The sequence below is a fragment of the Parafilimonas sp. genome (genome assembly GCF_047606085.1).
Lineage (GTDB): Bacteria > Bacteroidota > Bacteroidia > Chitinophagales > Chitinophagaceae > Parafilimonas.
Window position 1 is genome coordinate 17,126 of sequence record NZ_JASGEX010000185.1, and the last position, 14,050, is coordinate 31,175.

Below are 14,050 nucleotides of genomic sequence, written 5' to 3' on the forward strand. Positions count from 1 at the left end.
TAGTAAATTTTGCTTTCAGAAAGCGCCGGCATTTGCCGGCGTTTTTTTTACATATTATGAGGAAATGTTCCCAATTAACAGGGTGTGAAACAATCTTACACTGTATAGAAAACTTCCAAACAAGAACCTCATTAATTAAGTGTAAATCCCGGGCTATTGCCCAAATGCTGCCGTTACAGAACGGATACTTCGTCTGGTGGATATACCGATCAAATTGACCCCTTAATACCATTTTAAATTGACCCCTTAAAAAGAGGCTCATAAAAGGAGCGGGATGCGACCTGTTTATAATTGAAGTAAAGAACTGAATGCGCAGGTAAGCAAAACGCTTGATAAAAAGAACCGGCTTGGTATATATGCCGGCGGGGAGAACCTTACCGGCTACTACCAGAAGCATGTGATCATTGCCGCATCGCAGCCATTCAGCGAATACTTTGATGCATCGCTTGTTTGGGGCCCGGTAACGGGCAGGATGTTCTATGGCGGATTGCGGTACAGGATGCAGTAGATAAAGAATTTTTATTCGGCAGGTTCAGTTTATGTCAATATAGATTCACATATATAGTCAGGGATGATGCCGGAGGAGCGTATTTGCAATGGCGCATCTTCCCGGCTTGTATTGCCGGAAAGCACCAGCGTGGTTTTTACGCCAAATTTATTGCCGCCAAGTATATCGGCCTGCAGGGTGTCGCCCACCATTAATATCTCATTCCTGTTATAGCTGCCTGTAGTATTCAGTTCGTCATAGGCATAAATAAACATCTGGGAATCGGGCTTTCCGAAATGAATGAACTTCCTGTTGAGCATGCTTTCAATAAGCTTGGCTATGCCACCGGTGGCAACGGCCACATCATTTCTGGAAACGGGATAAAACTTATCGGAGTTGGCCACAATAACCGGAAGGTTCTTGTGGCGCAATAAGTTTACGGTTTTATTGATGTCTGTATTCCAGTCAAAACCTTCGTCATCCAAAAAAACAAGCGCACTGATGTCGTCTAATTTCAGCAGATCAATGTCACATACAGGAATATGTTCCAGCCCGGATTGTAAAATATAATGCGCCGAATTCTCGGTGCCGAGATAGGCTATTTTACCGCTTGTTATTTTTTGTTCAAGAAATTGCCTGGCCATCATGCCTGATGTAACAATTTCATATTCCTGTATGTCGTGCAGGCCAAGCCTGTGAAAACTTTCGGCCTGCTGCTGCTGGCTGCGTGAAGCATCGTTGGTTAATATGCGGATGATAATATTCCTGCTGCGCAAAAACTCAATGGTTTGCCGCACGCCATGAATAAGGCCATTGTAATTTTTTAATACACCATAGGAATCCAGGAACACAACTTTAAATTGTTCTGCAATTGAAAAAAATGATTGTATCCGCATGCTCAGAGGTTAAGTGCCTTTAATAATTTATCTGCTTTAAATTCTTTTTCAATTGATGGAAGGTATATCTCAAAAGCTTCGCGCTGCAGTTTGCCGGCAAACATTTCATGAAAAAAATAACGGCCATCCTTTACCACATAATTCAAAATAAAAAAACGATACACTTCTTTTAAAAATACAATCTCCATGCTGGTTAACGGGTACACAGCATGGTAAGCCTTCAGGAAGCGGATAAACCGGTCTTCCATCAAAGGCCCAATATAATAACTAAATGCAGTTCTGTCGCCCACATTCGATACCACGCGGCTGAGAAAATAAAAATCCATCATGCGGGTTGACATGCGGAACCAGTCATAATCCCATCGTGAAAAAAGCCTGAAGGAAGATGTGATGGAGAAATTGCCAATATTCCAGTCAACAAAAACCGGTATGCGCTCAATGCCTGAATAGCGGAATATTTCAAACTGCTGCAGCAGTAAATTGCATTGTTCCCGTATAACCTTTTCGTGCATGCGGTGCTCGTAACGGCCATCATCTGTTTCAAGATAATCAAGCAGTGTAAGAATATCTGTTTTAAAAGACTTGGACGATTTTGGCAATGTTTTGCGAATATTAAAACAGGCTTTATGAAACAGCGCCAGTTGCTCGGCAAACTTTTCTATCTGCTCATCATCAAGGCGCCTTGGCGCACGTTTTTTTATTTGAATAGGCCTGTAAAAAACAACCCATGCATCAATAATATCGTTTTGATAACGGTAGATGAAAAGCTTGTTGCCTTTCATAAGCGAACGGGCCAGCAAATTTTCAAAAGGCGCTGGCAAATTGTTGCTCATTACATCTATAATGGTATGGTCCTGTTCAAAATGTTCAAACTGGCCATAATAGGAAAGCTTGGCTATAATAAAGCTGTTATCTTCAAATGTTACGCGGTAAACGTGGTTGGTTGAAACTTTTGCGCTGATGTCAACAATGCGTATGATCGTTCGTGTATCGTCATAAGCCTGCCAGGCTTCTCTTACAATAGCCGTAAAATCTATAAACCGCAACAAATTTTCATCAATGTTCAGCATGGCCTGTGTATTAATCTTTTAAAATCCTGCATCCCTTATATTATTTCGAAATAACGTTTCAGTTCCCAGTTGGTAACGGCTTTTTCAAACTGCTGGCACTCCCATTCGCGGGTTCGGATGAAATGATCTGTAAAAGCTTCACCAAATAAATCGGCGGCAATATGTGAGTTCTTCATAATAAGGGTTGCCTGTTGCAGGCCTGCAGGCAATCGCTGCAAAGCCTTTATATCGTAAGCGCTGCCTTTAACGGGCGCAAGTTCAAGCGCAAGCTTATGTTTTATGCCGTACAAACCAGAGGCAAGGCTGGCCGCCATTGACAGGTATGCATTGGTATCTGCGCCTGGCACACGTGTTTCCAGCCGTGTTGCAGCCGGCACCTGGTTAATAACCCGCAGCGCCGTTGTTCGGTTCTCAATGCCCCAGCTTACCGTTGTGGCAGCCCAGGCGCCTTCCACAAACCGCTTGTAGCTGTTCACCGTTGGTGCATACATGGGCATTATAAAGGGCAGGCAATATAACTGCCCCGCTATATAATGCCTCATAGTTTCACTTATACCATCCACATCGCTTTCCTCTCTAAAAATATTATGGCCACTGGCATCTTCAAGATGCTGGTGAATATGGCCGCTGCAACCCGGCAAAGCATGGTTCCACTTTGCCATGAACGATGCCATATAACCGTGCCTGTATGCAATTTCCTTTACGGCTGTTTTAAATAACAGTGCCCGGTCGGCAGCTTCAAGTATATCCGCATATTCAATAGCGGCTTCATACACGCCGTTGCCGGTTTCTGTATGCAAGCCTTCCAGCGGCACATTAAACGCTTTCAATAAATTGAAGAGGTCATAATAAAAGGCATCGTTCTGCGATGTGCGTAACAGCGAATAGCCAAACATGCCCGGCGTTAACGGCTGCGGGTTTGTATAATGCTTATCGCTTAATGTTTGCGGCGTTTCCGTAAAATTGAACCATTCATACTCTTTGGAAAAAACGGCTTTGAAGCCGGCATCCTCGCACGCCTGCTTTACCTTCTTTAGCAAGGTGCGCGCACAGGCCGCCTGCACTTCAGGCGCATGGCTGAAATCAGCCAGAAAAAAAGGTATATTATTTTGCCAGGGAATGGTTCTGTAAGTATGCAAATCAATGGAAGCAAACGCATCAGGATAGCCGGTATGCCAGCCGCTTACATCGCCGTTGGTATAACAGGCATCATCCATATCCCAGCCAAACACCACATTGCAAAAACCAATGCCGTTTTGCACGGCCTTTAAAAATTTATTCATGCTGATGACCTTGCCGCGCAACACGCCATCAATATCAGCAACGGCAAACTTTATTTTATCTGTACCGCTTTGCCGCAACCGTTGTATAATATCAATGCTCATATATGGTTATTCTTTGCCGAAGATAAGCAAGCAGTGTATTTGTTTATGTGGCGGGCATTAAAAATAAGTCGTTATTAAATAAGGCTGGCACAAGCATATTGCATGCTGTGCCGGATATGTAGAAATTATTTTTAACTATATATGAATACAGGCTTTGGTTGCTTATGTATTTGTGCGGTTTAGGTTAAAACCCCGCGCATTTTTATGCAACATGGAATATAATAAGCGCTGCGGCTTATTTTTTTTCAGCAAATTTTTTTATTGTAATGTGTAGCCATTAATTTTATCTTTTTCATAAAACCAGAATACCGCTCATGAAAAGAACCAAACTGCTTCTCTTTTGCTGCTGCATTATTTCAGTTGTATCTGCACAGGAAACTTTCCCGGTGAATGGCGTTCACGACTATCGCGAAGGCTATGTTGCCTTTACCCATGCCACCATTGTGAAAGATTCCAAAACAACCTTAAAAGAGGCAACGCTTATTATTAAAGAAGGCAAAATAATTGCGGTGGGCAGCAATCTTTCTGTACCAAAAGATGCTGCAGCTATTGATTGCAAAGGCAAATACATTTATCCTTCTTTTATTGATTTGATAAGCGATTACGGCATCACCACTTCGCAGCAACTGCAGCAGCGCCGCGGCTTCAGCGCACAATTTGTCAGCAATACAAAAGGCGCTTATGGCTGGAACCAGGCCATAAGGCCGGAGACGGACGCTTATAAAATATATGCGGTAAACGAAGATAAAGCCAAAGACCTGCGCGGCATAGGTTTCGGTGTTGTGCTTTCGCATTTGCAGGACGGCATTGCGCGGGGCACGGGTACGCTTATTACTTTAAGCGATGAAAAGGAAAATTTTAATATGCTGAAAGAAAAAGCGGCCGCTTTTTATTCTTTCAGCAGAGGCAGTTCCACACAGGATTATCCAACATCGCTAATGGGCGCTATTGCTTTATTGCGGCAAACCTATCTTGATGCAGCATGGTATAAAAATCTTACACCCGAAGACCGGGAAAAGTCAACCAGCGAAGGCACCAATCTTTCCTTACAGGCCTGGAACGATAATCAATCGTTGCCGCAGATTTTTGATGCAGGCGATAAATGGAATGTGCTGCGCGCAACAAAAATTGCAAATGAATTTGGCGTGCAATATATTATTAAAGGCGGCGGCAATGAATACCAGCGCATGGCCGAAATGAAAGCTGCGAAAGCAAATTTCATCCTGCCGTTAAACTTTCCAAAAGCAGTAGATGTAGAAGACCCCAATGCCACAGGCCTTGTTGCATTAAGCGTAATGAAGCACTGGGAAATGGCGCCGCTTGAACCGGGCATGTTTGATAAGGCGGGCTTGAATTTTGCCCTCACTGCAAGCGGCACGGCGCCGGGTGAATTTTTAGAGAACCTTCGCACAGCCATTGATGATGGGCTGAGCGAAGCAAAGGCATTGGACGCTTTAACCAAAACGCCTGCCACATTAATTGGCGCGTATGATAAAACAGGCAGTATTGATGCTGGCAAGCTTGCCAATTTCATCATTACCAGCGGCCCTGTATTTGATGAAAAAACAATCTTTCTTCAAAACTGGATTTCAGGCAAGCAATTTATATTAACCGATAAAGGATGGAATGACTATCGCGGCAATTATAAGCTTACCATCAAACAAAATAATACGAACAGGCAATATGAAGTAGCTGTGGAAGGCAGGCCAGACAAGCTGTCTGCAACCATTAAGCCTGCAGGCGATACAGCCAAAACCGATCTTAAATTAAGCATCAGCAACAATACGGTTAATGTAAGATGGAGCGCTAAAGCAGACAGTTCCAAAAGCAATTTTCTTACCGGCATCATTAATAAAGACGTATGGAACGGTTCGGGTTATGATGCTTATGGCAATACGGTTGCATGGAGTATGGTTGCATCATCGCCTTACATAGAAAAGCCTGATACAGCCAGGCCGAAAAAGAAAAAAGAATTTATTGATACAAGCGTATTGTACCCGTTTGTTGGTTATGGTTTTAAGGATATGCCTAAGCAGGAAGATGTTTTAATTAAAAATGCAACGGTATGGACAAATGAAGCCGATGGTATTTTGCAAAATACCGATGTATGGATTAAAGGCGGCAAGATAGCGGCTGTTGGAAAAAACCTTTCTGCCGCAGGCGCCAGACAGATTGATGCAACCGGCATGTATTTATCACCGGGCATTATTGACGAGCATTCGCACATTGCGGCCACCGGCGGCATAAACGAATGTTCGCAATCCGTAACAGCGGAAGTGCGCGTGGGCGATGTGATTGACCCGGAAGATATACAGATATACCGCCAGCTTTCAGATGGGGTAACATCTTCCCACATTCTGCATGGAAGCTGCAATACCATTGGCGGCCAGACGCAATTGATAAAACTGCGATGGGGCAGGGATGCGGAAGACATGAAATTTGCTGACTGGGATGGCTTTATAAAATTTGCCCTGGGTGAAAATGTAAAACGTTCTTCTTCGCCAACCAACAGCCGATTTCCCAATACGCGCATGGGTGTGGAACAGGTATTAACAGATGCATTTACCCATGCTGAAGATTATGAAAAACAAAGCGCCGGTAAAAGAAAAGACCTGGAGCTGGATGCACTGGCGGAAATCCTCCATTCAAAAAGATTTATAACCTGCCATTCTTATGTGCAAAGTGAAATTAATATGCTGATGCATGTAGCCGATTCATTTCATTTTAAAGTAAACACCTTCACGCATATACTGGAAGGATATAAAGTAGCGGATAAAATGAAAGCCCGCGGCGTATATGCATCCACCTTCAGCGATTGGTGGGCTTATAAAGCTGAAGTGCAGGACGCCATTCCATACAATGCCGCTTTAATGACGGATGTGGGCTTAACCGTTGCTGTAAACAGCGATGATGCAGAACAGGCGCGCCACTTAAACCAGGAAGCTGCCAAGACCATTAAATATGGCGGCCTCACGCCGGAGCAGGCATTCAAAACGTGCACATTAAACCCTGCCATTATGCTGCACATTGCAGACCGGGTTGGCAGTATTAAAGCGGGCAAGGATGCAGACCTTGTTTTATGGAACGATAACCCGCTAAGCGTATATGCCACCGCACAAAAAACGTATGTTGACGGTATTGAATATTACGACAGGCAGCGCGATTCAACCCTGCGCATTTATATAGCCAGTGAAAGAAACAGGCTTATTCAGAAAATGCTGGCTGCCAAAAAAGATGGCGCCAAAACACAGCCTGCGGTAAGAACTTTCGACCAGATAAATGAATGCGAGGAAGACAGGGTTCATTCGTTGGTTGGTGGGTTTTGATTTTTAGTTCAAAAGTTCACTTGTTCACGAGTTCACAAGTTGATTGAACCGGATGTATTAAACTCGTAAACGCTTAAACTTTAAAATTATGGCAACAATAAAATGTTTTGAAGACATCATTTCCTGGCAGAGAGCAAGAGCACTTTGCAGGTTTGTAGGTGAATTGATTGATGGTGGAAAATTTAAGCACAGCTACAGGCTTATTGACCAGATTGAAGGTTCTTCAGGTTCAATAATGGATAATATAGCCGAAGGTTTTGAGCGAAGTGGCAATAAGGAATTTGTTCAGTTTTTATATATTTCAAAGGGTTCATGTGGTGAATTCCGTTCGCAGCTTTACAGGGCATTAGATAGAAAGTATGTAAGCCAGGAGGAATTTGATTTACTTTATAAACATGCCAAAGAAATAATTGTTTTACTTCAAAAACTAATTGACTATTTACAAACAAGCGAATTAAAGGGAACTAAATTCAGGTCAGCCAGATGAACATAAGAACTTGTGAACACGTGAACTTGTAAACTTGTGAACCTGCAATCCCGTAAACATTTAAACTACTTATCATGAAAAATATGCTCACAATCTTATTTTCAGTAATCATTGTAAAAGGCTTTGCGCAATCAAACATTTTACCCGCGCCTGCGCAAAAAGAAACCATTGCCTTAACGCATGCAACCATTCATGTGGGCAATGGGGAAGTAATTGAAGATGGCGCCATTGTTTTTTCAAATGGAAAAATTACAGCAGTGGGTAAATCTGCTGATGTAAATGGGGCAAAAATTATTGATTGTTCCGGGAAACAAATCTATCCCGGCTTAATTTTAAGCGACAGCCAGATTGGCCTGAATGAAATAGGCGCCATACGCTCTGAGCGTGATGATGATGAATTAGGCGAATTAAATCCCGGCGTGCATGCATTGGTTGCCTATAATACCGATTCAAAGATTATTAACACCGTTAGAAGCAATGGCGTTTTGCTGGCAAACATTGTTCCCGATGGCGGCATCATCAGCGGCGCTTCATCTGTTATGCAATTAGATGGCTGGAACTGGGAAGATGCCGTATATCAGAAAGACAATGGCATTCATTTCCGCATGCCTTCTTTAATTCCTTCTCCAGAGAATAATGCAGAAGACAGGTTAAAAAATGCATATAATCAAATTGATGAAGTGCGCACTTTCTTCCGCGAAGCAAAAGCCTATCTTGCCGAACCGGCACATACGGTAACGAATATAAAATTTGAAGCAGTAAAAGGATTATTCGATCAAACACAAACTTTTTTTGTGCATTGTGAAATGGTAAATGAAATGATGATCGCTGTTGAATTTGCAAAAGCGTTTGGATTTAAAACGGTGATCGTAGGCGGCACAGAAGCCAATAAGATCACTGATTACCTGAAGCAAAACAATATTGGCGTTATACTGAATCAAATGCACACATTGCCGGTAATGCAGGATGATGATGTGGATACGTACGCAAAACTGCCTTACCAGTTGCAGCAGGCAGGCGTATTGTATTGTATCAACGATTTTGATGAAATGAACCGTGGCCGTAACCTGATGTTCAATGCCGGTGTAGCTGTTGGCTTTGGCTTAACCAAAGAACAGGCGCTGCAGGCCATAACGTTAAACGCTGCAAAAATTTTAGGCATTGATAAACAAACCGGTTCGCTGGAAGCAGGTAAAGATGCCAATATTATTGTAAGCGATGGCGATGTGCTGGATATTAAGTCAGGCAATATTGGTTATGCGTTCATACAGGGCAGGCAGCTAAATCTTGATAACGTGCAGAAGCAGTTGTACGAACGGTATAAAACAAAATATGGTATAGGCAAATAATCCATGTTGACTGCATGCTAAGGCGCCGCTCTTAAAGCGCCGGTTTAGCCTTACCCTAAATCCCTGTTTGCCGCCAGCCAGGCTTCTCCAAAGGAGAGGGACTTTACAAACGTTCCTTAAGCAAACAACATTGATTGATACATGATAAGGAAATGCCCTGTAAGGCCGGGCATGGCGATGCCATTGCTGTGTTTTATCATAACTTCTGAATTGTGCAGGCTGTTTCATTTGTTTACGTGCTTTCCCAAACCTGTATATGCTTGTATTTGTCAAGGCAACAATTCTTTTGAATCTTTCCCGATTTCATAAATAGAAAAGATAGCCTCACTTTTATTTTTGCGCCTCCTTAATAACTGTAAGGTTTTTTTCACTAAAAGAATCATGTTGCATGTTTAAACAAAAAGTTATCAGATTTTCTGCTTTATTATTTTCTGCGTTGATATTTTCAGGAACATTCATCGGGCAGGCTTTAGCCCAGGCAAAACAAACCGGTGTTATCGGGGGCCGGGTATTGAATGCAGACCATCAGCCCGAAGAAAATGTTGTAGTGGTATTAGTGCCGTTGGGAAAATTAACCAGGTCAGACGATAACGGCCATTTTGAATTCAGAAATATCCCTTACGGGCAATATACGGTTGCCGTTAAGTCTATTGGGGTAACGGCCAATACCGTTTCTGCTGAGCTGAATGCCGAAAAAATATCGGTTGGCGATATACAATTAGAGGAAACAGCCAATGTGTTGGACAAGGTGATCGTGTCATCTTCTTACCGCCATGTTAATAAAAACAGCGGCCAGGTTGCCAGGATGCCGCTTTCCTATACTGAGAACCCGCAAAATTATGCGGTAATTCCCAAAGACCTGCTCCAAAACCAATTGGTTACAACCACGGAGCAGGCATTACTGAATATTCCGGGCGTGAGCAACATGTCCATTGTAGGCGGTAGCGGCGGTTCATCACTTTCGTTTAAGTCCCGTGGGTTCTCCAGCGGCTCTATTATGTACAGAAATGGCGTATCCACCGGGTATGTAACACTGACCGACCTGTTTAATATAGAGAGGATCGAAGCTATTAAAGGGCCTTCGGCTACTTTGTTTGGTGGTAATGCGAGTGCATCCTATGGTGGTGTGTACAACCTCATTACCAAACAGCCATTAGAGGTAAAACGCGGAGAGGTATCTTTTACCACCGGCAGCTACGAACTGGCAAGGACCACGGTGGATTACAACACCCCTCTGAACGATGACAAGACTGCCCTGCTACGGGTTAACGGAATGTACGATAACAGAAACACGTTTCAACAACTTTCTCAGAATAATGTGGGCTTTGCTCCTTCCTTATTGATAAAAGCTAACGACAGGCTCACTTTGCATTTTGACGCTTATTATTACAAAAGTGTTCGCCCTCTCGTACTCTTCGGTTTTAATGCCCCTCCCGGTGGTACAGGAACCAGCACATATGCCGGTAATGTTAAAGATTTGAATTTAGATCCTGCCAATTCTTACATTAATCCGGACTTCAATAGTACTCAGCAGACATTGGCGGTTAACGGACAGGCAGAATACAAACTGTCTGAGCAATGGACTTCACAGACTAACTATGCAATAGCGAGAAGCAACAACGAAGCACATTATATTTATCTCATAGCCAACAAAGCTTCCACTACAGATACGACTACCATTACCAGAAGTATTCTGGACCTGCCTTACAGCCAGTTGTACACGCAGCAGTTCCAGCAAAACTTTATCGGCGACTTCAGGATTGGCAAGTTGCGTAACAGGTTGCTGGTAGGCCTTGATTATTTCAGGACCAACGTAGCCTCCTACAGAGGTTCTATTTCCTACGACAAAATTTATATTACGGCTACGGAGGCACAGAAGCTGATTAAAAAAGCCAGGGTGGACAGTATAGCTGCTTACACAACATATAGCGGCAGCAGGGATATCACGAACAGTTACGGTGCATACATTTCCGAAGTGCTGAACGTTACAGACAGGCTGCTGCTGATGGCAAGCCTGCGTATCAACAGGTTTGTGGCTACAAGCAGTGATTACCAGCAAACTTCCTATTCCCCCAAACTCGGTATTTCTTATGAAATTATTAAGGATGCCCTTTCTGTTTATGCCAACTACAACAATGGGTATAGCAATGTAAGCTACACAGATTCACTGGGTAACCTGCTTAAACCTACATACGCCAACCAACTGGAAGGCGGCGTTAAATTTGACCTGTTCCAGCATCGCCTTACCGGTACCGTTAGTGTTTATGACATTAAAGTTACAAACGTTCCGAGGTCAGTAAGCACTTACTATGTACAGGACAATGAGCAGAAAAGCCGTGGTGTGGATGTGGATATCCTTGCCAACCCGGTTGCAGGCCTGAACATTGCACTGGGATATGGCTACAACGACATCCGTTATACCAAATATTATGGTACTGCACAGTCAACCATAGAAGGCAACAGGGTGGAAGGCGCTCCTTACCATGCCGGCAACATTTGGGTGAACTATGGTTTCACTTCCGGTTCGCTGAAAGGTTTTGGCTTCGGCGCAGGCGGCAATGGACAGAGCAGCTGCTTTACCAACAACACCAATACCATCACCCTGAATGGTTACACGGTTTTTGGTGCAAGTGTTTTTTACGATGCCACGAAATTCAGGCTCACAGCCAAGATAGATAATATCGGCAACGAGAAATATTATACGTATAATTCCTATCTGTTTGCCGGGCCTACAAGAATGTTGGCTTTTAATGTTACTTATCGTTTCTAAAAAGTAATTTATATATTTTAGCCTAAGCACAGCCCCCGGTTGTGCTTAGGCCTTTTAATTAAATTAATATGAATAAAGGGAAATCAGGAAAATCCATCTTCAGCCGTGTGAATGCGTGGCTGCACCTCTGGACCGGAATTTTTGCCGGTATTCTTCTCGTTTTTGTGGCATTAACGGGAACGATTGTGGTGTATGGTGACGAAATTATTGAATGGTCGGGCGGAAAAGCCCGTTATACTGAAGAGGTAAAACCTGAACGATTGCCCATTGAAACACTAATGGCCAATATAAAAAAGGCGTATCCGGCAGCCAGACTTTCTGAAGTAACCGTGTACAAAAACCCGGAAAGAACCGTACGTTTCAGGGTTTTTGCTCCGGGCAAAGGGCTGGCTTTTATATATGCAGATCCTTATACCGGTAAAGCATTGAAGTATGACCGTACCGCCAATTTCTTTTATATTATGGCACACCTGCATGCTGCATTTATGTGGCATGGCGGAGGAGAATGGATTGTGGATATTGCTACGATCATTTTCCTGATTGAGATCATTTCAGGTATCATACTCTGGTGGCCTAAAAAATGGAACAAACACACCCGTGATGCCAGCTTTAAGATTAAATGGAAAGCCAGGTTCAAACGGGTAAATTACGATCTGCATAATGTACTGGGCTTTTATTCTTCCATGCTTGCCCTGATACTAACGGTTACAGGCCTGATTATAGCATTTCACCCGCTGGCAGCCTCTACGGCCACGCTTTTTGGCGGCGACATTGAAACAAAATGGCAGAAAGAAATGCCCAAAAACGATTTTACCAAACCTGCCATTGCCATCAATCCTGTTTTCGATAGGGAGTTTGCCAAACATCCTCAGCAAAAGCTGGGACAGATATGGTTATATAACCTGGATTCATCTGGTTTTTATATGGTAACCACAGCATCCAACCTCGGGCTGAAAAGTGCGGAAAATGCACAACTTGCCTTCATTGATAAATACACAGGCAAAGACCTTCAGCTTCCTGCAAAAAGCCTGAAAGGAGAGTACATTGAAAATGTGGTGTGGCAGCTGCACATGGGTACCTGGCTGGGGCCGGTGGGCAAGCTGTTTACCTTTATCTGCGGGCTTATTTGTACTTCGCTGCCCATTACCGGTTTTTTGATATGGTGGAACAGGGGAAGAAAAAAGAAAAAGAAAATCGTAACGCTGCCTGTTGCTGAAAGAAAAGTTGAACCGAAATATATAAACTGATAAAACAGCAAGTGATAAAAAATGAGAGGCTGAAACATCCGGCCTCTTATTTTTTATGGTCAATATTAAAACACTCACTACTTAGGCATATCAAATATGCTTAGGTCAATTACCTTATTCACTTCTGTTTTATTCGCTGTCATATCCAATGCAAACTGGCCTGTGTCCAAATGTGTTTTGCTGGGAAAAACCAGGCCTGCATCTGTTTTCTGGTAATCAGCATACGTTACCGTTACGGTAACCGGCTGCCCGTTTGATTGGCTTTGGTTCACTGTTTGAATAATATACCATGTGGCCGGGTCAAAGTAAAAAAACATATCTGAATTATACTTGTTGGTAAGTTTTATTTTATAAGCATTTACATCGCCAACTTTTTCCTGGCCCTGCAGTTCAACCCTGGCGCCATTGGCTGCATAATCAAGAAAAGGGTCAATATAAACTGCTTCTGCAGAAGCATGAAACTGGTCGTCCGGAATGGCAGCAGCATTCCCGGAGCCTCCGAAAGGATTGATCATCCATCCGCCTTTATCTGTAATAACCTGTACAAAGCGCTGGCCGCCAAAATCAGATTCATTCCTGTAACCTTTCCCGTTCACGATGTAGGTTTTGGTAGGCGCCTGGTTGCCCATCACCTCGGTTGTGCTTTCAATATACAGCGAGGTTATTTGCAATAGTTTGTCTTTCCCGCCAATGGCGCAAGGTGTTTGCTGATAATTTCATCTGCCGTCTGAGCTTTTGCAATGCTGAAAAAAGCAATCGCGATTAGTGTAAGAATTGAAGTTTTCATTTTTTAATTATTGTGTTTTTTGGTTATACCTGTAAATAAAATTCAGGTAAAAACGAATAGGATGTAACAACTGGCTGCCATTTATTTTTAAACTGGCTGTGCTTTACATTTTCATACAGTACTAACCATTTCACAGGATAGGCGACATTTCTCGCTTTATTTTCCTACTTTTGCGTATGCAAAATTTAGAAGTACTTATAGGCCAAAAGATAGATGGTCGCAAATTATCGCATGGGCAAAATGAAT

9 protein-coding genes are annotated in these 14,050 nt (G+C 43.1%); 5 read left to right on the top strand and 4 right to left on the bottom strand.

What is annotated here, in order from left to right; all coding sequences use genetic code 11:
• Window positions 1-537: 537 nt before the first annotated feature.
• From QM629_RS16245 to QM629_RS16255, 3 genes are read right to left on the bottom strand one after another with little or no spacing between them, the layout of a single operon-like run.
• Window positions 538-1,383 (bottom strand): HAD-IIA family hydrolase, encoded by an 846-nt coding sequence (locus QM629_RS16245; RefSeq protein ID WP_415160939.1) that lies wholly within the window; start codon window positions 1,381-1,383, stop codon window positions 538-540.
• 2 nt (window positions 1,384-1,385) lie between these two features.
• Window positions 1,386-2,453, bottom strand: coding sequence for a hypothetical protein (locus QM629_RS16250; RefSeq protein ID WP_415160940.1), 1,068 nt, complete (start codon window positions 2,451-2,453; stop codon window positions 1,386-1,388).
• Window positions 2,454-2,488: 35 nt separating this feature from the next.
• Window positions 2,489-3,838, bottom strand: a complete 1,350-nt coding sequence (locus tag QM629_RS16255; RefSeq protein WP_415160941.1) for a glutamine synthetase family protein — start codon at window positions 3,836-3,838, stop codon at window positions 2,489-2,491.
• Window positions 3,839-4,152: 314 nt separating this feature from the next.
• Between QM629_RS16255 and QM629_RS16260 the strand changes: the two genes are divergently transcribed.
• The 5 genes from QM629_RS16260 to QM629_RS16280 all read left to right on the top strand — a co-directional run bounded on the left by QM629_RS16260 (window position 4,153) and on the right by QM629_RS16280 (window position 13,017).
• Window positions 4,153-7,164 (top strand): amidohydrolase family protein, encoded by a 3,012-nt coding sequence (locus tag QM629_RS16260; protein ID WP_415160942.1) that lies wholly within the window; start codon window positions 4,153-4,155, stop codon window positions 7,162-7,164.
• 88 nt (window positions 7,165-7,252) lie between these two features.
• Complete coding sequence (locus QM629_RS16265) at window positions 7,253-7,651, top strand: four helix bundle protein (protein WP_415160943.1); 399 nt, start codon at window positions 7,253-7,255, stop codon at window positions 7,649-7,651.
• Window positions 7,652-7,725: 74 nt separating this feature from the next.
• Window positions 7,726-9,000: an amidohydrolase family protein gene (locus tag QM629_RS16270; RefSeq protein WP_415160944.1), complete on the top strand. Its 1,275-nt coding sequence runs from the start codon at window positions 7,726-7,728 to the stop codon at window positions 8,998-9,000.
• Window positions 9,001-9,388: 388 nt separating this feature from the next.
• The gene (locus tag QM629_RS16275) at window positions 9,389-11,770 is read left to right on the top strand and encodes a TonB-dependent siderophore receptor (protein ID WP_415160945.1); all 2,382 of its coding nucleotides are present in this window, start codon (window positions 9,389-9,391) and stop codon (window positions 11,768-11,770) included.
• Between the two features lie 68 nt (window positions 11,771-11,838).
• Window positions 11,839-13,017: a PepSY-associated TM helix domain-containing protein gene (locus QM629_RS16280; protein WP_415160946.1), complete on the top strand. Its 1,179-nt coding sequence runs from the start codon at window positions 11,839-11,841 to the stop codon at window positions 13,015-13,017.
• Between the two features lie 77 nt (window positions 13,018-13,094).
• Here the strand turns inward: QM629_RS16280 and QM629_RS16285 are convergent, their stop codons facing one another.
• A complete protein-coding gene (locus QM629_RS16285; RefSeq protein ID WP_415160947.1) occupies window positions 13,095-13,688 on the bottom strand; it encodes a hypothetical protein in 594 nt (197 codons plus the stop codon).
• Window positions 13,689-14,050 lie beyond the last annotated feature (362 nt).